Raw genomic sequence first — 23,427 nt, forward strand, 5'->3', positions numbered from 1 at the left:
CCTAAATCGTCTACGTTAAACAAACCCAATATCATGCGATGCTTGTGTTTGAATCATTTGTGTGATTATTTGTGGATCACGTGTTTGATCTAACACCCACATTAATTTAGCAACAACCGCTTCCGTATTCATATCGCCGACCGTTACGCCACCAGCATCAGCAACACGTTTACCAACTTCATACAAATTGATATCTTGCCCTTCTTCTAAAATCTGTGTCGTAATAATGACAGGGATATTCGCTGCAATCAATTTTTCAATTCCCGGAATTAAATTACGTCTTTGAAAGGGTAACCCACCGTTCCCAAAGCTTTCAATAATAACACCATGTGTATGGTCAACTAGATAGTCAAATATATCGACCGACAATCCCGGAAAAGCCTTTAACACAAAAATATTCGCATCGAGTGAAACGTGGGATTTTAATTGTTGTACCTCAGTCTCTGGTTCATATAATGAAACCATTTCCCCTGCATTAACACTAGCTAAATAAGGATAATTGATACTTTCAAAAGCATCGTAACTCTTTGTCTTTGTCTTAACAGCACGTGTTCCCATCATAACTAAACCATTGAACACTAAATAAACACCATTTAAGTGTGTTTGGCTTGCAAATGTAACCGCATCATCTAAATTTCGAATGGCATCTGTTTGTAATTCACCCAATGGGATTTGTGAACCAGTAAGCACCACTGGCTTTTTTATACCATACAATAAGTATGATAGTGCAGCAGCCGTATATCCCATGGTATCCGTCCCGTGCGTGACAATAAAGCCATCAAATTCATTTTGACGCTCTAAAATACGACCAGCAATAATTAACCAGTCTTCAGGTTGCATATTTGTCGAATCTTTTCCCATGATATTTTCAACTGACATCTGCACATTATCACGTGGGACAACAAAAGTCATTAATTCATTAGCCGTAATTCCTGGCGCTAATCCTTGCGCTGTTTTGGTAGATGCAATTGTACCACCTGTTGTTAAAACCAATAATTTTTTCATCGGCTTTCTCCCATTTATCTAAACATATCTTATTATTTATTATCGCACACTTATTTTTCTCAATACACCATTAAATAAAAATGAAGCCACAACCGGCAATTTACCGTTGAGCTTCAATAATGAAATGCTAATCATGGCATTAAGTGTGCCGACTACCATATAATAAATAAACGAGTGCCCCAATGATTAACCAACCAATCATTAAGTAAATGGCTACCATATTTAATGAACATAATAGCATTACGGATGTTAATACCGTCAAAATTGGCAAGAATGGGAACCATGGCATTTTAAACCTATGCTGTACAATATCAGGTCGTTTACGTAATCGTAAGACTGCCATACCTGCTATGATAAAGGCCAATAAGGTTCCCCCTGAAACAAGATTAGCTAACATACTGATTGGAAAAACAGCGCCTAAAATGATTGCAATAATAGTTATCACAATAATTGCCGTTTTAGGTAATCCTTTTTGATCTAATTGCGCCAATTTACGAGGCATCAACCCATCACGACCAAATGAATAAATAAGACGCGAACCCCCAATTAACAATGCAACTAATCCCGAAAACATCCCCACTAAGGCAACAACTGACAATAAATTAGCCGTAAATAAATGACCCGACTCTCGTAATGCCCAAGCTGCCGGCTCAGCATTATCTAAAAATCTGTCATAAGGAAACATGCCCGTTAAGACGGCTGCAACACCAACAAACAAAGCTGTCGCAATAATTAACGTTCCAATAATTGCTTGTGGCATTGTTTTTTGTGGATTCTTCACTTCGGCTGAATTAGCTGCGATTGTATCAAATCCAATATAGGCAAAAAATATTTGTGTCGCCCCGCTAAAATCCCTGACAAACCACCAAAATGTGTTCCTGGTTGATGTTGTGGTATAAATGGCACCCAATTATTCACTTGCACGGCTGTTAAGCCAACTAAAATGAACAAAATAATTACTAAAATCTTCCCGATTACCAACCAATTTTCAATCCGGGCAATATTCTTTAAACCGCAACACGCTAAATAACCAATCAATAAAATGGATAATGCACCAAACAAATCAAAACCAGTCCCCTGATTCAGGTTAACCGATGCTTGAAAAAATCTGGGTAATTCAAATCCAAAGCTCGATAAAAATCCTTGAAAATACGACGACCAAGCTGACGAAACCAAAGCTAATGCAATTAAATATTCCGCTAAAATCGCCCATCCTGCTAACCAACCAACAAATTCACCAAAAATAACATTAGCCCAAGAATAAACAGATCCTGCGAATGGCATTGCAGATGCTAATTCAGCATAAGCTAAAGCTGCTAAACCCGCAATTAAGGCTGCCAAAATGAATGAAATAACAACTGCCGGACCAGCATATTCAGCAGCCACAATTCCTGGCATAGTAAAGACACCTGCACCGATGACCGTTCCAATACCCATTGCCATCATTTCTCGTTTACCTAATACTGCTTTTAATTTACCATCTTTATCTGCATAATGTTGTGGACTTTCACGCCGACACATCTTTTGCCATAGTGTTAATTTACGCATTGTATTCCTCTTATAAAAATTTATTATTATCTACCTGCTGAGTTATTCATCAACGGCATATAACTGATAAAATTTTCTCACGTTATATTAAAAAACACTGACTTGATTATTATTATTTGATTAATAAACAAGTCAGTTATTTTAATTTTTTCAAAATAACACTTGTTTTTAATGAATAATAATGCTATCCTTCTAGGTATTAATTATCGTATGGAGGTCACTTATTATGTTTAAGTCTCAGATTAAAAACAACAATTTAATAACGACCACCACCTCAACCACCGTCTTGGCTGGTTGGGGAATTTAGCGTGCTATTAATAAACTATCGATTATTAGCAACCCATCCAATCAGCTCGACACCCTTTTTAGCGGTGCAGGTTAATTGGATGGGTTTTTTGTATACTTTTTAAACAAAAAGGAGAAGGTTTATGAAAGAGAAACAGGGCAAAGATGAATTAGAATTAAAACGTTCCTTAACGGGTGGCCAAATGCAAATGATTGCCTTGGGTGGTACCATTGGTGTCGGTCTATTTATGGGATCAACTTCAACCATCCAATGGACCGGCCCTTCAGTGCTACTAGCTTATGCCTTCGTGGGAATTTTGTTGTATCTAGTTATGCGTGCTTTGGGCGAAATGATTTTTATAAATCCCTCAACTGGCTCATTTGCTGACTACGCCTCAAATTACATTCATCCTTTAGCTGGTTATCTGACAAAATGGAGTAATGTTTTCCAATATATTGTCGTTGGTATTAGTGAAGTTGTTGCTGTTAGTACTTATCTTAATTATTGGTGGCCGCATTTGCCCGGCTGGATTTCTGGTATTATTGTGATTGCTACGTTAACATTAGCTAATCTTGCCTCTGCCAAAGCATATGGTACGATGGAATTTTATTTTGCAATGATCAAAGTTATCACCATTATTTTAATGATTGTTCTTGGCTTGATGGTCATTTTCTTGGGATTAGGTAATAATTGGCATGCCATTGGTCTATCTAATTTATGGGCACACGGTGGTTTCTTTACAGGTGGTGCTAAAGGATTCATCTTTGCATTATCAATTGTCGTTGGTTCATATCAAGGTATTGAAGTGCTTGGGATTACTGCTGGCGAGGCAGAACATCCTAAACATGCAATTATTTCATCGGTTCGTTCAATTGTTTGGCGTATTTTGATTTTCTATATTGGGGCTATTTTTGTTATCGTCACTATCTATCCCTGGAATCAACTAGACGCTGTTGGTTCACCATTCGTTGAAACTTTTGCTAAGGTTGGTATTTCTGGTGCTGCTGGTATTATTAATTTCGTAGTCTTAACGGCTGCTATGTCAGGTGCTAATTCAGGTATTTACAGCTCAAGTCGTATGTTATTTAAATTATCAAGGGATGGTCAAACAGCCAAAGCCTTATCTAAAATTTCATCACATCAAGTGCCTTACATTTCAATTTTTGCGATTTCTGGGGGTATTTTACTTGGTCTTATTCTAAATACGGTTTTTTCAGCTTATAGCAAATCTACTGCTAACTTATTTGTCTTAGTTTATAGTTCTAGTGTGCTACCAGGTATGGTTCCTTGGTTCGTTATTTTAGTTTCTGAATTACGTTTTAGAGCTGCTAATAAGGATTTGATGGCAACGCATCCATTTAAAATGCCACTTTATCCAATAACAAATTACATTGCTTTATTATCATTGATTATTATTGTTATCTTTATGTTTATTAATCCCGATACTCGTATTTCTGTAAGTATTGGTGCTGGTTTTTTGATTTTACTTTCAATTATTTACTTTATTCAAGCACGTAAGTCGCACAATGATTAAAAATAATCTATTAACTAAAAGCTCTGTACTTGTCACATTGGTAAGTACAGAGCTTTTAATTTTATCTATTATGACTAATGTTGTCGACCAATTTTAGAATTAATACCTTTTTGCGCCATTAACGCTTCCATATCATTTACCATTGCCAAAACTTCTGCATCACCAATTCGTTGCCGTGCACGACTTAATGTTGATGAACTAAATGGCCGTTCATACACATAACCCGGTTGACCAACAAAATATTGTAAGTACGGATTTTCTTTGATTTGCTCTAATGTCTCCTCATCCGTTAATTCTAACAGTTGCTGAATCATTAATGCGCCAAATACTAAACGAAATGGTAACGGTTTAGGACCACGTTTACTCTTAAAAACCATGGCATATTGCTTTTCCAAATCATGCCATGGCATATTGTCAGCACGCACAACCCATCGATTATTTTGATTAATTGGTAAACCAGTTGGTTGATTAAAATCATCAAACGACAGTTGTTCATAATTTGTCACATGATATTTTCCCATCCTGATATACTCCCTGTTCATTTATATTTGTATATTTATTATCGCATACTTTTACAATAAACAGGCAAATTTACATATTCCGTTTGCACAGAAAGACAAACAATTATCATTTATTATTAAATTGATAATAATAATAAACTGGTATGCCTAATGCAACAAACACAAAAGAAATTAATACCATTGAGAAGCTAGCGATTAAAGTATTAATCAAGACAAATAGTGCGCCACCAATTGCAACTAAAGGTACTATGGGATACAAAGGGACTTTAAAGGTATTTGCATCTAATGTAATTCCTTGTTTACGATCCTTTGCCCTTAAAATAAATATGCCGCAAAATGTTGCTGCATAAAATAGCCAAATAACAAACACAGCCATATCTGATAACCAATCAGCACCTGACAAAATAATCAGCACCATTGCCAAACCAGCTGTCGTCCATAGAGCTGCTATTGGTTCTTTTGCCTGATTAATTCGCTTTAAATAACGTGGCAAAACGCCTTCTTCAGCCATTGCATAAACCATTCGTGGGAAAGCTAACATTTTACCATTTAACGTACCAATCATTGAGACTAAAATACCAATTGCGATTAGTTTACCGCCTACCTGTCCAAACGCTTGTTTCGCAACCGTGTATGGTACTTCACTGCCTAATGCAACAATTTGATTTGCTGGTAACGCTTGGTAAATACCGTATGTTACACCAACATAAGCTAAAATGACAATTAGCAAACCAAAAATAATCGCTCTTGGTAAATTCTTACTAGGATTTTTTATTTCACCACCTAAATTAGCTAGTGTTGCCCAGCCATCATAAGCAAACAGTGTTGCTAAGATTGCTAACCCAAAATTACCTGATGCCGTTGATGTGACATGCGCTACCGTTTGACCCAAAGCATCAGCTTTACCAAAAAAGATACCAAAAATAACGAGGGCAACAATTGGTATTAATTTGATACTTGTTGTTGCAACTTGGAAGGCTCCTGCAATCCGGTTATCCAATGAATTCATTGCCGTAATTAAAATAACCGTTATAATCCCAATTAATGGTACCCACTCCATGGGTATACCAAAAAAATTTGCGAATAACTGTGAAAAATAAGCAGCTACTGAAGCAATAATTGCTGGTGCATAAATTGCAACTTGGGTCCACCCTGTCAAAAATCCTACAAATTCCCCATATAATTTCTTCATATAAATGTAAATGCCACCCGTTTCAGGAATTCTTGAACCAACTTCTGACACAGTCAAACCACCTGCTAAAGTTATAACACCACCAACAAACCAGGCTGTTAAACCAGCAGTAGTACTACCTGCTGTCTCTAAAACTTGCCCTTGCTTAAAGAAAATACCAGAACCAATTACAGTTCCAATCACCACTGAAATTCCCGTCCACACACCCATCGAACGCCTTAACTCATTTTTTCCTGCTTCCATACACCTTCTCCTTAATGTAAAATAAAAACGCCATTCAACTTGGATAAGTACAGTAAATCTGTATTACCAAGTTGAATGGCGTTCGTCAGCGATAATTAACCACTTCAAAATACCCAACTGTTTGGTAATACAGTCAGGTTAGAGGACGTCATCATATTAAATTTTAAACTACGTTCATTCATATAATATGTCCTCATTTCGTTCGTGATTTAGTATATACATAAGTTATCACAGCCCATATTGTTTGGCAACTGTTTTTTTATTGCTTTTTATTTTTATCAAAAAAATAGCTATCAATAATTTATCATACAGATTTTATTCTTTATTATGCCACTAAAAAGGAATTTAAGTTAAACTATTGTTGTATATAAATATCAGGAGGTATTCATCATGAAAGCTATTCAACTTAATCAATATGGTCCAGTCACTGGACTGACGACCATTACAACAGAAATACCTAAATTATTAAAAAAGCAATTACTAGTTAAAAATCATGCCGTTGCAATTGATCCATATGATGTAAAATTCATCGCTGGCAACATGGGAACTTCTGAGTCCTTGCCACTAATTCCCGGGTCTAGTGTGATTGGTGAAGTCGTTGCAGTTGGTGAAGACGTCACTGATTTTAAAGTTGGCGATCGGGTTGCTGCAACGCGCCATCAAAAAACATACGCACAATTCGTACCTGTCGGGCAATCAGCAGCTACTAAAGTTCCTGATAACATTGATGACGCGCATGCTGTTGCAGCCGTTATCGGTGCTGCAACTGGTTATCAAATGATTCATCGCGACTTAAATGTTAAATCAGATCAAAAAGTTTTAATTCAGGGTGGTGCAGGTGCTGTCGGTTCAGTCGCAATTCAGGCTGCACTAAATATTGGCGCGCAAGTTTTTGCAACTGCCAAACCGGCTGATTTTGACTACTTAAAGTCATTAGGTAATGTGGTGCCAATTGATTATCACACTGATTATGAAAATGAACTATCTGATTTTGATGCGGTATTAGATACCATCGGTGGGCGAGTCTCAATACAATCAGCTAAAATTTTGAAGAAAGGTGGCCTATTACGTAGCTTAGCCGGTTTAGATGATGCTGCCATTGCAGAATTTGACATAGATGCTGCCAGCACCTATTCTGATGGTAAACGTCCTAATCTACAGGCTTTATTTAATGACATGGCTGCTGGTAAAATTTCAATTCGGATTGGTCAAATCTTACCATTTACGTTAGCAAATCTACGTGATGTGCATGAGCAGGCTCGCCAGCATTCCTTACAAGGTAAAACAATTTTAACAATGACTGAATGATAACTTTCTTTGTTATATTTGATACAATAAGGACATCATTAAACAAGGAGTTTACCAAAAAAATGTTATTTACTGAACGCGATTATTACGAAGATGTTGTCAAAATGCTAGCCGACCGTGGTGTGACATTAGATGCCATTGCTGATCTGACCGTTGCTGGTCAAAAGGACCATATCCCAGATATGACGCATGAAGATGCGCTTGATTCTATCAAACATGTCCTACACAAAACTGAAGTCCAAGATGCCATTATGACCGGCTTGGCAATTGATGATCTTGCTCAAGCAAATCAGTTACCTGAGCCATTGCAAAACCGTATTAGTCAAGACCATTCAACCTATGGTATTGATGAACAATTAGTCATGTCTATCCTTGGCGTATACGGTACGATTTCATGGACCAACTTTGGTTACCTAGATCGCACCAAACCAGGCATCATTGGTCAACTAAATGCTGAACAACACAATGGTGGCCGTGTAAATACTTTCATCGACGACATCGTGGCGGCAATAGTAGCAGCATCGGAAGCAAGAATTGCACATGATTAAAAAAGAGCGGATATAACTACCGTTTTGGAGTCTAAAATAAGTGATAAATGTGGCACTTCGCCGTAGCGACGCGAAGGTGTGTGACATATTTGTCATTTATTTTTGACGGACTGGTAGTTTATCGCGTTTAAAAAAGAACGGATATAATTTTCGCTTTGACGGACAATATAAGCAACAAGTATACAAAAAAAGCCATGGCAAACATTTTGCGGTACACCGCATTTCTGTTCGCCATGGCTTTATTTTATAAATATTTTTTATTCTTCTGATCCAAGACCATACTTAGCAACTAGTGCAGCTAGTGCGCCACCAACCAAAGGTCCGATGAAGTATGCAGCAATGTGTGTCAAAGCTGTAGCTGATCCAAACATTGCAAAGAAGATTGCTGGTCCAAATGAACGTGCAGGGTTCAATGAAGCACCAGTAACTGAAACACCTACTGTAATCAATGCAGCCAATGTCAAACCAATAATCATTGGTGCAGCAACTGAAGATGCTGAAGCCTTCTTTGAAGTTACCATCAAAATAACTAGAACAAACAAGAATGTCAAAATCATTTCAATAACAGATGCACCAATAAATGATACAGGTGCTGTATAATCAGTTTGACCAAAACCAACTTGCTTGATCATTGTGGCGTTGGCACCAACGCTTTGCATAATTGCCCAAACAAGAGCTGATCCTGCAAGACTACCGATTAGTTGTGAAATCACATAACCAACAAATTCGCCCCAAGTGATACGACCATTAATGGCAGCACCCAAAGAAACAGCTGGGTTAAAGTGACCACCTGAAATTGGTCCAAAGGCATAAGCACCGGCTGCTAAAGCGATACCGAATGCCAATGCAACTGGAAGTGGACCTGTTTGTAGGCCAACCAATACAACAGTACCAGTACCTACAGCGACCAACATCAAAGTTCCAAAGAACTCCGCTAGGTATTTACGCATATTACTTTCCATAATTAATAATTGCTCCTTAAATGAGATTCCTTCGTTTTATAACGAAATAAATAAACTAACACTAACTATATAACATTATTGCACTTAAAATCAGCTTTATTAACTAATTTTTAAATTTAACGGCCAATAATTTTTAAAGCATCCTTATCTAAGGCATACCAAGTATTAGTTGCATTTGCTTCAAATTGTTCAATAAAGCTAGCACTACCTTCTTTTGGCACAGCTGATCCAATTAATTCATTATCCATACCAAACACTTGTAACGCATTAAAACTTTCATCCCAACGCACAGTATAATAGTTCCCATCCATTTTTTCATCAACAATGGATTGGAACCCGGCTTTTAATGCTTCTTTAATGACATCTTCTTCAGATACGGGAAATCCACGACCTGCCATTAACGCAACTCGGTCGCGAACATCTTGCATGTCTTCTGGAATTTTTTGCATATCCATAATCTCTCCTCTCTTTTTCTTACTTTATGTTAAAAAATATTGTACTAGAAACATTTTAACAGTCAGTTGCGATATAATAAACACTGAACGTTATAATTGATTATTAATATAAAATTTACAAGGAGGTTGCTTTTCATGATTGAGTCAGTCACTGCCCAAGAAATGCAACGGTTTAGCCACTACACCATTGATGAAATCGGTGTCCATCCACTAGTTTTGATGGAACGAGCAGCTATGTCTGTTATTGATGTGCTAGGTGCTGGTGCTTTTGATTTATCTAATGTACTCATCATTGCTGGTTTAGGAAACAACGGTGGCGACGGTATTGCGGTCGCTCGCATGTTATCCCAAAAAGGCGTTAATGTTGACCTACTATTATTAGGGGATGAGCATCGTGCTGCACCTAATACTGCCAAACAATTAGACATTGCTCGTAACTATGGTATCACACCACATAATCGCGTGCGTGATTTCCGTCATTACACCGTTATTGTTGACGCCTTATTTGGTGCCGGCTTATCAAAACATGTACCAGTTAAGCTTGGCGATATGATTAAGCGTGTTAATTCAGCCAACATCCCCGTTGTCTCCATTGATATTCCTTCAGGTTTACATGCAACAACTGGTAGTATTTTAGGTTCAGCTATTCGTGCCACTGCAACAGTCACTTTTGCCTATCCTAAAAAAGGCCTCTTGCAAAACGAAGGCCTTAAAAGATCTGGTAATATCTACGTCAAAGATATTGGTATTTATTCACCAGATGAACTATCAAATTTTAAGAAAGAGAGCAGCACCCAATGAAAATAGTTTTAGTCGGTGCCGGACCACGTAATTTAACATTATTGGAACGCCTTATGTCTTATGCCAAAGGCATTACAGAACCCGTTGACATTACCTTGTATGATAATTTCCCAATTGGTGGACGTGTTTGGAATCCGGACCAAGATCCTACTTTTTTGATGAATACAGTTACGCGCCAGTTAACATTATTCCCAGATCCTTCAGTTCCAAATCATGCTGCCACAGCCACTTACGGTCCTAACTTTTATGAGTGGGCCATTACATATGGTAAGGAATACGTCCAGCGCCGCCAATTCATTAATAAAGAGCATTTTCTGGATGAAATTGCCCGTATTAACCCTAACCGTTTTACATCCCGTGCCCTTTTTGGTGCTTACGGACAATGGTTTTATGAGCGTTTAGGCACACAAGTACCCGGTAATGTTATTTTGTCTTATGAGCGTAAACAAGTTGTTGATGTTAAACAAACAGAAACACAATATACTGTTGTACTCGATGATGACACATCTTTTATTGCTGATAAGGTTATTTTGGCAACTGGTATGACCGATAGCGTTCTATCGCCAGAACAACAAACATTTGCTGATGCTGCCACTGCTAATAAAAATATGCTTTATATCCAGCCAACTCATCCAGCTGAAGCTAATTTAGATGACATTCCAGCTCGTCAAAAAGTTGTGCTTCGTGGATTAGGGTTAAGTTTTTTTGACTATCTAGCCAAACTAACCATTGGTCGTGGTGGTCGTTTCGCTCGTGATAACAATAGCGTTTTATATTATCTACCTTCTGGTAATGAGCCTCATATTATTGCAGGTTCACGCCGTGGTCTACCATTGCATGCACGTGGTATCAATCAAAAAGTTAAAGCTGGCTATAAACCTACATTCTTTACAAATAAAAATTTGGATAAATTAGCTGCGGAAAATAATGGTCAATTATCTTACGATGCTTTCTTCAAATTATTACAAAAAGAATTAGAGTATAAGCATTATCGTAATACCATTAATGATTTTGGTATCACTTGGCCATTTAATGCTGATCACTTCATGGATGCTTTGGCTGAAAGTGATGATTTAAATACAACTGCTCGCCAATTTGGGGTTGCAGAAGAATATATTATGGATTGGCAACGTATTCTTAATCCTGTCGCTGATGTACCTGATGAAGTTGAATACAGTGATTTCATGATGAATTACTTAACATGGGATATCAATGATGCTTACAAAGGAAACAATGATGCACCTTACGCTGGTTCATTTGATATGTTGCGTGATATTCGTTCAGTTATTCGTCACTATTTGGATGCTGGTTATCTGAATGCTGATGAATACGAGAAGTTCTTGCAACACTTCAATCCATTCAATTCATTAATTTCGGTTGGTCCACCAATTTTGCGTATTGAACAAATGCGTGCCTTAATCGAGGCCGGTTTATTAACCGTTGCTGGACCAGATTTGAAAGTTAACGTCCAAGATACACACTATATCGTCACAGATAGTCGTCATAATCGTTGGACTGTTGATAACTTGGTTGAAGCACATTTGTCAGCACTCTCATTGACGAACACAGACAATCCTTTGTTAGCTAATTTACGTGATCATGGTTTATTAAGTGAGGCGACATACACGCGCTCAGATGGCACAACTTATTCAGTGGGTGGTACTCGCATGAATAAAGACACATTAACTGCCATTAATGTTGATGATCAAGAAGTTTCCGGATTATTTATTTGGGGCGTTCCAACAGAGGGATGGTCATGGTTTACGACTTTCTCACCTCGTCCTGATATTTCAGATAAAAACTTAATTGATGCCGAAAATATTGCGCATACTATTTTTGATTAAGCAAAGCGAACAAAAAAATAATTTTTAGTACACATTTAAAGAATCATCACGCCAATCGTTAACACGGTGGCGTGATGATTCTTTTATGTAAATCAAAAAAGCCGAAGATAACTGGTATAAAAAGTTATCTTCGGCTTTAATTGTACGAACTATTAAATTATATTATTATTGCACAATGCCTTGATCTTGATGCTTCAAGTTATAGATGAACGCTAATGCCATACATACAACTGCAATGATAAAGATATTTTGCAATCCAGAATGATAAATATTATGCATCACTGGTACCAACTTATTAGGTAATTCATCAACTGTATGTGGATTAATCATTTTATTAAACATTTCCACATTCAAGTGTGCCTTGGGGTGTTGTGAGATACCATGTAGCAATGATTGATTCATAACAATACCAAAAATTGAAATAAAGATACTCTGTGACAAACTACGGATTAATGTGTTAAATGATGTTGCCATTCCAATATGTTCTGGTGCAACAACACTTTGTGAAATAATTGTTGACCCTGTAACCGTAATACCAAAGCCCAATCCTAAGAAAATTCCCATGAATAAGAATACATAAAATGAGACGTTTGCTGGCAATAATGTCATAACTGTCCCACCAACAACCAATAGCCCCATACTAATCATCAAAATCTGTTGTGGTCTTATCCTTGATAGCATTTTACCAGCAAAGAATGATCCAACAATCCAAAATAGTGAACTAGGCGTTGTGGCAAATCCTGCTAATGTAGCTGGTAAGCCCAATATTCCTTGCGTCCATGACGGAATATAAACATCAAACGCAATTAAGAAGACTGACATCATTCCCACTGCAAAATTTTGAATGGCAAATGTCGGATTTTTAAATAAATCAAGCAAAATAATTGGGTCAGCTGCTCGTTTTTCTTGTCTAATAAATAAAATCAACCCAATAATAGCTACCGCAAAAACAACTACGACAGCAATCCAATTTATGGTTGTCTTGTTAATCAATTCAACACCGTATAATAAGCCTGATATTGAGACTGATAACCACACAATCCCCCAAATATCTAAACGACTGTGACCAACACGTGCACTTTCTTTTAAGAACACCACAATTAATATCATCGACAACACACCAAAAGGCAAATTAATGAAGAATACCCATCGCCAGCTAAAGTTATCAACAATTAAACCACCTAACAAAGGTGCTGCGACTGACGCAATACCCCAAGCAGAATTATTAATCCCCATTATTTGGGCACGCTTCTCTGGTGGATAAATATCTGCAATAATTGTATTCGAGATTGGCAACACTGCTCCAGCCCCAATTCCTTGGATTGCACGCCAAAAAATCAACTGTGGCATACTTGCTGATAATCCGCTTAATACTGATCCAGCCAAAAATATGATTAATCCACTAATAAAAACAGGTTTACGCCCAATATTATCAGCTAATTTACCATAAATGGGCGTTGTCAAAGTACTCATCATTAAGAAAATTGAGAATACCCAGTTCATAATTGAAATTCCTTGCAACTCACCAACAATTGTTGGCATTGCTGTTGAAACGATGGTTCCTTCTATCGCACTTAAAAAAGTAGCAATAAATAACGCAAACGTTACCATTCCTTTATTCGTTTTTTCTTTTTCCAAAACACTTGCTCCTATTTTATAAATCCCATTAACAATCAATAGTAGCACAAGGACAACATTATCGACAAGGTTACTTATCACAAATACAATATAAAAAACCTTAGGGGCTTTATAGAAGAATTTGCAGCATTCCTTCCAATTAGCCCCTAAGATAATTTAATAATCAACGATATTTTAAATTTTAAAAATCATCATCCTCAACATCGGTTACTTCAAATTTAAATATGCCTTCCTTACCAGTTGTTATAATATCATCAATTAACTCATCTTCTGATAACTGATTACGATATACCAACAACTGTAATAGCATTGGGATGTTAACACCAGTAATAACTGTCATATTTGCGTGGCTCTCACTTAATGCGACTAAGGTATTAAATGGCGTTCCACCTTTTAAATCAGTTAAGCAAATAACAGCTTCGTCAGTTTTATATTGTTCTACCGTGTTCTTTAAAGTTGTTCTTAGTTCATCTAATGACTGTCCCATTAAAAATGGAACGGCATCACAATTATCTTGTTCACCACAAATCATTTCAGCAGATTTTATCATTTCTGCCCCTGTATTACCATGCGTACAAATTAATACTGCTGTCATACGACACTCCTTTATTAGTATTTTAGTGCACGATAGTAACGACGAATATCCATTGGATGACGATTAATATGTTCAATGTTAGCATCAATACGATTATTAATTGCATGGAATACAAACGGTGACAACGTACCACGGTACTTTTCTGAAATGCCAGGTAATTCATAATCCTTAGTATCAATAATTGTATAGTTACCACAGATTTCTGGTAAGAATTTTGCCACACGCTCACTCAATGGACGTTGTGAATCTTCACCAACGTACACCGTAACGGGTGTATCACGGTCAATAATTTCAAACATTCCATGGAAAAATTCTGCCGCCTCAATAGCACGAGTCTTAATCCAATGTTGTTCTTCCCAATAACACATAGCATAAGAATATGTTGCCCCCCATTGATTACCTGCACCAACAAAGTAATGAATGTCATCATCATGATGCTGTTGTGCAAATGGTTCTGCCAATTTATCAGCATTTACCTCAATATTTGCAATATCTTCTGCAAAATGATCGTCTAATTCTTGATAAAATTCTTCATAATCAGGAAATTCTCCTGTTAAATACATGAATCGATCTGCTACCATAAAAAACTTCAATTGTTCATTTTCGGGATATGAGATACTCTTTGAAACCATACTTGCCAAAGCTGCATTTTCATCATCAATAAACCCTAAAATTGTTGCCCCAATTTTAGAAATTTCTTTGACCGCATCAACAACCTCAACAGTATTACCCGTTACTGATGACGTAATAACTAATGTCTTATCTGTAATGCGCTTATTTCCTGTTACTAAATATTCTGCTGCATTTTGATAAAATGTCTCTAAGGCTGTTTTCTCCTTCATGTGAATAACAGCTTGCATTGATGATGCGTATGTGCCTCCAATTCCCAACCAGCATATATTAGTAAACCCTTGCTTATAAAAATTATCCACAAAATCATTAATTTCTGATCGTAATGCTAATGCGCCGTTCATTTTATTTACTAATGTTGCCTTTTCTACAGTTCTCATAGTTTTAATCTCCCCTTTTATATCTATTTAAATTTTAGATGACGTAATTTTATCAAAATCTGGATATGCTGAATGCTGTAAATCTATCCCTTTTTCTTGAGATAAACGATAAGCAAGTAAATGAACTGGTATTGTCATAAATAATGATGCTAATAATTCATCAATCTCTAAATCTAATTCCAAGTCATGTTCTAACAATGATTGATTATGATTTGCATAAATAGTGTATACATGCTGAATATGTTGATTCAAAAACTTCTTTAACAAGCCACTCCTTTCAGCCAGTTTTCCATTAGGTTCAATAAAAATAACGATATCCTCATTATTAAGTCCTAAATAAGGTCCATGCATATATTCCTCAAGTTCCTTACCCCATGCGCTAATCCTTACTGCCTCTGTTATCTTGGTTTCACCTTCACGTGCAACACCGTACGTAGCACCATAACCTACAAATGATAATCGTTTTGCATTTGAAAAAATTGATAATTGTTTTGTTACCCATTCTGTAGACTTTGAAATAATACTAGGCAAAGCCTCTACAATTTGATCGATTTGTTGTAAATAATCTTTTATTTCCTTTTCCGATAACTGCCCCTTTTGTCGTGCAATAGTTAGCGAGATTAATATTAAATCTAAAATGACAACGCTATACCCCGCACTCACATAAGGCATTTCTTCTACTGGCATCCCCATAGATAGCACATGATCACTGATCTCTGCTAACGGGCTATCTAATTCACTAGTTAGTGAAAACACGACATGTCCTGCCTGTTGCAAACGCTGAACCAATTCCACAACAGAATAGCTATGTCCCCCTTGAGAAATTGCAATACTCAAAGAATTTTCACTGACATTCATCAAGTAATTCTCCGAAATCGAAGGCTCTTGAATCTGTACTGGCAACCCTAACACTTTACTCATAAATGGTAATGCACCATAAGCTGCATTAGAACTCGATCCAGTTGCATATATAACAATATTATCTATCTTAGTAACCTCAACATCTTTTACTGTACTAACAAATAAATCATCATAATGATCAAGAACACCTTGGTAGAATGAAGGCTCTAAATTAACATAATCTTCAATTGATTTCATAAAATCCCCCCTTATTATCCTAGTAATCCTGACCAAGCGCCCAAAATACCAATTGCTGCAATTAGCAACAAAATATATTGTGACTTCCATCCGCGCTTATCAAGCCAGAAAATAAATAACGTAAATAGCAATGGCAAAATACCGGGTACGATACCATCAAATATCTTTTGAACTGTTTGTGCATCATCACCTGAACCAATTTTCATAGGCATATTAATCGTAACCAAAGTGGCCACCATTGCCCCAACAACACCCAATCCTAGTACTGAGGCCCCATAGGTTAATTTGTCCATCAAACCTGTTTTTTGGACTTTTTCAATAAATGATGCACCAATATTATAACCAATATACATACCATAGTAGCGTGCTAATATAGCAGGAACGTTAAATGTAATTAGAAATAAAATTGGTCCTAAAATGTTCCCTTGCATCGCAAGAGATGTTCCAATACCCGTCGCAATAACTCGGAGTGTACCCCAAAAAAATGAATCACCAATCCCACTTAAGGGACCCATCAAGGCAATCTTAATATTGTTAATAGACTCTTCATCAAAATCATCTTTCAACGCATTTTGTTCTTCCATTGCAATTGATATACCCAATGGAAAAGTACTTAACCATGGCGTGATATTAAAAAATTCTAAATGTCGTTTTAAAGCTTTTTTGAATTTTACATCATCATCTTTATATATCTTACGCAGTGCTGGCATAATGGCATACATATATCCTAGATTAGACTGTCGTTCATAGTTCCAAGCCCATTCCATTGTGTATGAACGCCAATAAGTCTTCATCAAATCCTTTTTAGTTAATAACTCAGAACTCTTCATCTTCATAATCAATTCCCCCGTCATCTTGATTATTATTCGCATCATCGGTCACAGTAGCTGTGCTAGGATGTAACTTATCTTTGAATGATGAATAACCTGTTAGAATCAATGCCAAACATGCGCCAAATATCGCAACACCTGTTACTGGTACCTTGGCATAAACTGCCAATGCAAATCCTAAAATAAAGAAAGTAACATTATTCTTGTTAACCATCATCTTCAATAGCAAGGCAAATCCATATGCTGGTAATAATCCTGTTGCGATGCCTAGTCCATTGATAATAAATTCTGGAATTGCATCTAATATTGTTTTAATCATCGGACTTCCGAGAATATAAGAAATTCCAACAACTAATCCAATTGGCAAATTAATTGAGAAGAATCCACCCCAAATATTCATTCGATCAACACCCTTAGCATTTCCAGCTGCAGCATGTTTATCAGCCCTATGTACAAAGTATGGCAAAATAAAAATAAAGCAAAGATTCTTAATTACCAATACAAGTGATGCAATTGGAATACCTAATGTCAAAGCAACTGCAGTACTCTTACCTGCACCTATCGCAAATGCCGTTCCTAACACACTACCAGAAATAATTTCTGGTGGAATTGATGCACCAATTGAAAAAGATCCTATAAATGCCAACTCTAAGGTGGCTCCCATTATAATGCCTTCTTTTAAATGACCTAATGCCAATCCCGTTAAAGTACACATTACTAACGGCCGTGATAGCATAGATGATCCCAAGAAATACTCACCATTTCCCAGCATGGCTATCAGGGCTAACACAACTGCCATAAAAATTGCTCCCATAATACACTCCCCCTAAAAATTTTTATGATTATTTTTTAACAAATTCTTGTCGATCTTCATTTGGAACCTGTTGTATATAAATATCAACATCTGATTGTTGAAGTTGCACAAGTATTTCTTCATCTTCATGTGTTAAATTAATTGTTTTAGAATAATTAACCGTATTCTCCCCCGCTTTAGTTCCCCCTAAATTCAATGTTTTAATACTATCCTGTGTACCTTTAATTAATTTTTCTGCGTCAGCAACAGATTCAACGACAATTAACATTTTATATTTATCCGTTGCACCTGATTTAATTGCTTTAATGCTATCATCGATGGACTTCATCACTAATTTTGCTTTATCTGGCTTAGCCAAACGAATAGCTGACTTTCTAAAATCATCATTTGCTACTGCATCATTTGCTACTAAAATCGTATTTGCTCCCAAACTGTTAAACCACGAAACTGCAACTTGTCCATGTAATAGTCGATGGTCCACGCGCACTAATTTAATCATTACAACCCCCCACTGATTTAAAATCAGTTAAAATCTATTGTATATTTTACTTTTAAAGCATCTTGTATTTTTACTTCAATCGCAATAATTTGTTTATCACTATCAGAAAACATATTTGTAATCTTAAATAACGGACTACCTATTGCAATATCTAATAATTTTGCTTCTTCTTCTGATGCTTCAATTAATTGAAAATCTTGATATAAATCCTGAACATCTAATTTGCCTGAATTAACTACTTCTAAAATAGGTGTGACTTTTAACGTATTAATATCAAAATCCGGAAAATAATCTAATGGTAACCATAATTTTTCTAACAAAGTACTTGTTTTAGATTGATTCATGAAAGATACTGCATAGAGTAATTCATCATCATTAATATCAAATACATCTGCAAAAAATGGGTTTGCTTTTCTTAAAAAAATATCTCGAATAAAAATTTTATATTCTTTATTGATATCTGTTTGCTTAATAATGCCTGCCATATCAAAAATTGTTTGATTTGACATACTTGGAGCAACAAACAAGCCAATCCCCTTTCGCCGAATTATCTTTTTATCCGCTACCAATAAATCAACTGCTTTTCTAACAGTTGTCCGGCTCACCTGATATATTTTTTGTAACTCCCCTTCGCTCGGTAAAACACCCCCCTTTTGATATTCACCATTATCAATCTTACTGGCTAAATCTAAATACAGCGTTTTAAACAATGTCATCGTTTGCTTCTTTCTGATAACCCAAAATATCCTTTGCCATAAAATGATACTTAAAATTTTCACCAGATAAATATTGAACCGTATGTTCAACAGGTTGATCTGATTTTGCAAAATTGAAACTTTCTACAATATACAATGGTGTCTTTTCAGCAACATCTAAATGCATTCTTATTTCATCAGTTGCCAAAGTTGCTGAGATATTCTCAAACCCATAAACAGGTACCGTATTATAGCTTTCTTTTAACACACGGTATAACGACTTATTTGTTAAATTTACTTGCGTAATATCCGAAAATTTATTTTCATCTATGTTCGTGATTTCATAAGAAAAAGGTACACCATTGCGGTATCGAATTCTTTTAATTTCTGCAATATTTTTTAAAGAATCACCAAAAAAATCTCGTAAATTTTTTGGCACAGATACTAGCCGACTATCCATATGTTCAATAGTTATATTTTCACCTGCTAATTCATCACTTAACGAAGACATACTAAGTAAATTAACATCCTTCTTTTTATTAATTTGTATACCACGCCTACTTTGAGAAGTGATTTGTCCTTCATTTTGTAAATGTAACAGTGCTGACTTGACTGTAGTTCTACTAACTTCTAACTTTTCTGCAATATCTCTTTGGGATGGTAACCCTTGTCCATCCTCACCATTCTTAATAAGTAATCTAATATACTCTTCAACCAAATTAACTGGTGTAATGTCTTTATATTTCGTCAGAGGCCTCCTGGGTTTTTATTAATCGATTATGTTCTTTAAAACTTCACCTTATTTCTATTTACACTCAAAATTAGATACATGTATTAGTTATTAACAACCCAATAATATTGTAAGCGCTTACAGTTAAATAGTCAAATAAAAAGACCTAATAGATACAAACCAAAGTCAATACCTATTAGGCCCTTTAAATTTTAAAAATTCACGCTATCTGTTTATCTATTTGTTCATTCGTGAATGACGAATACCGTATGTCATATACAAAACAAGACCAATAATAAACCAAATACCTGCAGCAATTAACGTTTCAACATGTAACTGTGTAATCAAAAATCCTGATAATAAAGCAGAAACAATTGGCATAACCGGGTATCCAGGCATTTTGTATCCGTCATGGTTAACATCTTGTCGATGGCGTAGTGGCAAAATACCAATAGATACAACAACGAATGCCAACAATGTCCCAACATTAACCAAATCAACTAACTTGTCCAATGGTACTAAACCACTAAAGATTGCAATCACAACGGTTGCAACAGTTAACGCACGATTAGGATTACCTTGCTTATTCACTTTACCAACGCCACCAGGCAAAAGCCCATCACGACCAACAGCATAAATCAAACGTGATGCTGCGTAAGTCATCGTGTACATCATCGTTGCCATTCCAATTAATGCACCAATTGTGATAATTAATGATGCCCAATTTTGACCAACCTGTTGTAGGGCAAAAGCTGCTGGATCAGCAACATTTAACTTTGAGTAATGCACCATACCAGTTAAGACTAATCCCATAACACCATATAATACAGCTGCAACAATCAAAGTACCGATAATACCGATTGGCATATTACGCTTAGGATTTTTTACTTCAGCTGCTGATGCTGATAATGCATCAAAACCTAAGAAAGCAAAGAACACCATTGAAGTACCCGTAATAATTCCCTGCCAACCAAACGCACCATTAATACGTTCTGGGATAAGGGGATGATAATTACTACTTTTAATAAAGAAGATACCAATAATGATAAATGCTAAGATGATGACCAATTTTAATACAACCAATGCATTTTCAACGCGTTTTGATTGTCGTAAACCACCACGTAGTAACAACCCAATTAATAATACAATGACAACAGCAACGATATTAACATACGTACCATTAGCTGGATCATAGGCTCCTGATAACGCCGTTGGAATTTTAACTAACGGTGATATTAAGTTTGCAAAATATGCTGACCAACCCGTGGAAACGGCTGACACACTTAGCATGTATTCCAAAATTAAGGCCCAACCTAAAACCCAGCCAATAACTTCACCAAAAATCACATTGCCATACGAATATGCTGACCCAGCAACAGGCATTGCCGTAGACATTTCAGAATATGCCATGGCAACTAAACTAGATACCAACGCTGCTAAAATAAAACTAAAAATAATTGCTGGCCCAGTTGTTGTTGCCGCAACAGTTCCAGGCAAAACGAAAATTCCTGATCCGATAACTGCACCAATTCCTAATGCCATTAAATCTTTTGCATTTAATGTCTTTTCAAAATTACCATCGCTACTCATATAAGTATTTAACGATTCTTTTTGAAACATTCTTTGCCACATTCCCATACGCACACTCCTTTTGTGTCAATCACATTAATGTCAATTTGCCCTTAATACTAAATAATAGCTGAAAATAATAAAAAACACGTATCGGATAACAAAATTGTATCCAATACGTGTACATGCAGATAATGCATATCAGGTTAACCCTTGATTTCACACACATTTGGATACTTTACCGTCATCCAAATGTTCAACGTAAATAACTTTACGCATAATTCGGATGACTAACCGAAATACGTAAAGTGACTAAACGCTTGTGTTACTGACAAATGATTTTGCATAATCTACACTTCCTTTTTTAGTTTACCTTGTAGATATTAAGCCCATTTTGTGACATTGTCAATCACTTTATGAAAAAAGTCTCATAAAAAACTAATCTACTAATAATTGATAACCTAATCGGTCGCCATATTCAAATGGCACCATTCCTCTATATGTAAATGCTGTTTTTTTAATGACATTTTGCATGATGACATTTTCTGGAAATGTATCAATCCGGATATCTCGATAACCCCGTGCACGTGCTAAATTAACTAAATCACGTGTCAAAGTTTTACCTACGCCTTTGCCACGAATGTTTGAATTAATTGTAACACGGTGAATGGCCACATACTCAGGCTCTTCGCCAACCCATTCACCTTGTAAAATTTCATATTCATCTTCTGGGCCTGGAACAAGTGATCCATAACCTGCAACTTGACCATCATAAATTAAAACAATGCCCCAGCCATTTTCAATATCACTTTTAAATAAAGCTTCGTTTGGTGCACCTTCACCTTGCCATTGTGATGCGCCTTGCTCTCCCAAGTATGCAACGCCATCTTGGAATGCAGCCCAGATTTCTGGAAAATCCTTCATTTGAGCTGGTCTAGTGTACATTAACATAATCGTATCCTCCGCGTTGTCATTATTATTGAATAATAATGGTACGTTTCTTATTTAATACCTACTAATTTATTAAATAGCAGAACATTATATTAACAAATCTAGACGAAAAACCCAATAGTTTTTAAATAAGAATTCCCCTCATTTTTTATGAGTGACTAATTAATTTAAACGATTAACGCCACGCTTTTTTCATGGCTAAAAAAATAGCCAACGTCTCTTTAGAATCTGGCAATGCGCGATGTTTTTGTTCACCTACATCAACTTGATATAACTCTGCCAAATCCTTTAATGAAATATCTTGTGGATTACCTGTAATAGCACCATGAATTTGCTGCGTATCATATAACTTACCACGGGTATCCCACTTGCCTAAATTATTATGTTGCAATCCTTCTTTAATCAATTGCACATCACCATCAACAATTGCATGGCCGACAACAGCATAATCACCCACAAATCGCATAAACCGGTTCAATGCCCGTTCCTCTGAGATACCATGATGAATCATGTCTAACGTAATCCAGCCACCCTTACTTCCCATGGCTTTAGTAATATACTTAAATGATTTCATCGCACTACCAATAGGTGGATTATTGACAATTACGGAGAACTTCTCAATGTTTTTAGTCCCCGTAATTTTAAGTGCACCAATTTCAATAATTTGATTACTACCATTCATTTCCAAGTCAAACACAACGTAATTTTCTAAATCTGTAAATAGCATGCTTTGACTCCTTCCCCAATCATA

At 36.2% G+C, this 23,427-nt stretch carries 22 protein-coding genes and 1 pseudogene; 5 read left to right on the forward strand and 18 right to left on the reverse strand.

What is annotated here, in order from left to right; translation table 11 throughout:
- Positions 1-15 precede the first annotated feature (15 nt).
- A complete protein-coding gene (locus G7Y65_RS01885) occupies positions 16-1,005 on the reverse strand; it encodes an asparaginase (protein WP_042492095.1) in 990 nt (329 codons plus the stop codon).
- Positions 1,006-1,144: 139 nt separating this feature from the next.
- A pseudogene (locus tag G7Y65_RS01890) lies at positions 1,145-2,553 on the reverse strand (APC family permease).
- 428 nt (positions 2,554-2,981) lie between these two features.
- On the opposite strand from G7Y65_RS01890, the gene G7Y65_RS01895 reads away from it, so the two are divergent.
- Complete coding sequence (locus tag G7Y65_RS01895) at positions 2,982-4,373, forward strand: amino acid permease (RefSeq protein ID WP_206222672.1); 1,392 nt, start codon at positions 2,982-2,984, stop codon at positions 4,371-4,373.
- A gap of 74 nt (positions 4,374-4,447) precedes the next feature.
- Here the strand turns inward: G7Y65_RS01895 and G7Y65_RS01900 are convergent, their stop codons facing one another.
- Together G7Y65_RS01900 and G7Y65_RS01905 are read right to left on the reverse strand one after the other, a co-directional pair.
- Positions 4,448-4,894, reverse strand: a complete 447-nt coding sequence (locus G7Y65_RS01900) for a transposase (protein WP_042492098.1) — start codon at positions 4,892-4,894, stop codon at positions 4,448-4,450.
- A 106-nt stretch (positions 4,895-5,000) separates the two neighbouring features.
- Positions 5,001-6,329 (reverse strand): APC family permease, encoded by a 1,329-nt coding sequence (locus G7Y65_RS01905; RefSeq protein ID WP_165314505.1) that lies wholly within the window; start codon positions 6,327-6,329, stop codon positions 5,001-5,003.
- Positions 6,330-6,719: 390 nt separating this feature from the next.
- On the opposite strand from G7Y65_RS01905, the gene G7Y65_RS01910 reads away from it, so the two are divergent.
- Both G7Y65_RS01910 and G7Y65_RS01915 read left to right on the forward strand, forming a co-directional pair.
- Positions 6,720-7,637, forward strand: coding sequence for an NADP-dependent oxidoreductase (locus G7Y65_RS01910; RefSeq protein WP_137600366.1), 918 nt, complete (start codon positions 6,720-6,722; stop codon positions 7,635-7,637).
- Positions 7,638-7,699: 62 nt separating this feature from the next.
- Positions 7,700-8,185, forward strand: a complete 486-nt coding sequence (locus G7Y65_RS01915) for a phosphatidylglycerophosphatase A family protein (RefSeq protein WP_165314506.1) — start codon at positions 7,700-7,702, stop codon at positions 8,183-8,185.
- Positions 8,186-8,442: 257 nt separating this feature from the next.
- Here the strand turns inward: G7Y65_RS01915 and G7Y65_RS01920 are convergent, their stop codons facing one another.
- Both G7Y65_RS01920 and G7Y65_RS01925 read right to left on the reverse strand, forming a co-directional pair.
- Complete coding sequence (locus tag G7Y65_RS01920) at positions 8,443-9,147, reverse strand: MIP/aquaporin family protein (protein WP_170999638.1); 705 nt, start codon at positions 9,145-9,147, stop codon at positions 8,443-8,445.
- A gap of 116 nt (positions 9,148-9,263) precedes the next feature.
- Positions 9,264-9,602, reverse strand: coding sequence for a hypothetical protein (locus tag G7Y65_RS01925; RefSeq protein ID WP_042492105.1), 339 nt, complete (start codon positions 9,600-9,602; stop codon positions 9,264-9,266).
- 138 nt (positions 9,603-9,740) lie between these two features.
- Between G7Y65_RS01925 and G7Y65_RS01930 the strand changes: the two genes are divergently transcribed.
- Positions 9,741-10,403, forward strand: a complete 663-nt coding sequence (locus G7Y65_RS01930; protein ID WP_170999644.1) for an NAD(P)H-hydrate epimerase — start codon at positions 9,741-9,743, stop codon at positions 10,401-10,403.
- On the forward strand, positions 10,400-12,247 hold the full coding sequence (locus G7Y65_RS01935; RefSeq protein ID WP_137600365.1) for an FAD/NAD(P)-binding protein: 1,848 nt from the start codon (positions 10,400-10,402) through the stop codon (positions 12,245-12,247). Before G7Y65_RS01930 ends, G7Y65_RS01935 begins: the two co-directional genes overlap by 4 nt.
- 165 nt (positions 12,248-12,412) lie before the next feature.
- Here the strand turns inward: G7Y65_RS01935 and G7Y65_RS01940 are convergent, their stop codons facing one another.
- From G7Y65_RS01940 to G7Y65_RS01995, 12 genes are all read right to left on the reverse strand, one after another.
- Positions 12,413-13,885 (reverse strand): MDR family MFS transporter, encoded by a 1,473-nt coding sequence (locus G7Y65_RS01940; RefSeq protein WP_042492111.1) that lies wholly within the window; start codon positions 13,883-13,885, stop codon positions 12,413-12,415.
- Between the two features lie 181 nt (positions 13,886-14,066).
- A complete protein-coding gene (locus tag G7Y65_RS01945) occupies positions 14,067-14,480 on the reverse strand; it encodes a PTS sugar transporter subunit IIA (RefSeq protein WP_042492112.1) in 414 nt (137 codons plus the stop codon).
- Between the two features lie 14 nt (positions 14,481-14,494).
- Complete coding sequence (locus G7Y65_RS01950; protein WP_042492114.1) at positions 14,495-15,490, reverse strand: SIS domain-containing protein; 996 nt, start codon at positions 15,488-15,490, stop codon at positions 14,495-14,497.
- Between the two features lie 27 nt (positions 15,491-15,517).
- Positions 15,518-16,588: an SIS domain-containing protein gene (locus G7Y65_RS01955; protein WP_042492116.1), complete on the reverse strand. Its 1,071-nt coding sequence runs from the start codon at positions 16,586-16,588 to the stop codon at positions 15,518-15,520.
- Positions 16,589-16,602: 14 nt separating this feature from the next.
- The gene (locus G7Y65_RS01960) at positions 16,603-17,418 is read right to left on the reverse strand and encodes a PTS system mannose/fructose/sorbose family transporter subunit IID (RefSeq protein WP_228179991.1); all 816 of its coding nucleotides are present in this window, start codon (positions 17,416-17,418) and stop codon (positions 16,603-16,605) included.
- A complete protein-coding gene (locus G7Y65_RS01965) occupies positions 17,405-18,232 on the reverse strand; it encodes a PTS mannose/fructose/sorbose/N-acetylgalactosamine transporter subunit IIC (protein ID WP_042492118.1) in 828 nt (275 codons plus the stop codon). The genes G7Y65_RS01960 and G7Y65_RS01965 overlap by 14 nt, the downstream gene beginning before the upstream one ends.
- 28 nt (positions 18,233-18,260) lie before the next feature.
- Positions 18,261-18,731: a PTS sugar transporter subunit IIB gene (locus tag G7Y65_RS01970; RefSeq protein ID WP_042492119.1), complete on the reverse strand. Its 471-nt coding sequence runs from the start codon at positions 18,729-18,731 to the stop codon at positions 18,261-18,263.
- A gap of 23 nt (positions 18,732-18,754) precedes the next feature.
- Positions 18,755-19,447 (reverse strand): GntR family transcriptional regulator, encoded by a 693-nt coding sequence (locus G7Y65_RS01975; RefSeq protein WP_042492121.1) that lies wholly within the window; start codon positions 19,445-19,447, stop codon positions 18,755-18,757.
- Positions 19,434-20,144, reverse strand: coding sequence for a GntR family transcriptional regulator (locus tag G7Y65_RS01980; protein WP_052348371.1), 711 nt, complete (start codon positions 20,142-20,144; stop codon positions 19,434-19,436). The genes G7Y65_RS01975 and G7Y65_RS01980 overlap by 14 nt, the downstream gene beginning before the upstream one ends.
- A gap of 249 nt (positions 20,145-20,393) precedes the next feature.
- Positions 20,394-21,794: an APC family permease gene (locus tag G7Y65_RS01985; protein WP_042492124.1), complete on the reverse strand. Its 1,401-nt coding sequence runs from the start codon at positions 21,792-21,794 to the stop codon at positions 20,394-20,396.
- A gap of 369 nt (positions 21,795-22,163) precedes the next feature.
- On the reverse strand, positions 22,164-22,676 hold the full coding sequence (locus G7Y65_RS01990) for a GNAT family N-acetyltransferase (RefSeq protein WP_052348372.1): 513 nt from the start codon (positions 22,674-22,676) through the stop codon (positions 22,164-22,166).
- Between the two features lie 175 nt (positions 22,677-22,851).
- On the reverse strand, positions 22,852-23,403 hold the full coding sequence (locus G7Y65_RS01995; RefSeq protein ID WP_042492125.1) for a 3'-5' exonuclease: 552 nt from the start codon (positions 23,401-23,403) through the stop codon (positions 22,852-22,854).
- Positions 23,404-23,427 lie beyond the last annotated feature (24 nt).

Source organism: Weissella sagaensis, from assembly GCF_010306265.1.
In the GTDB taxonomy this organism is placed as follows: domain Bacteria; phylum Bacillota; class Bacilli; order Lactobacillales; family Lactobacillaceae; genus Weissella; species Weissella sagaensis.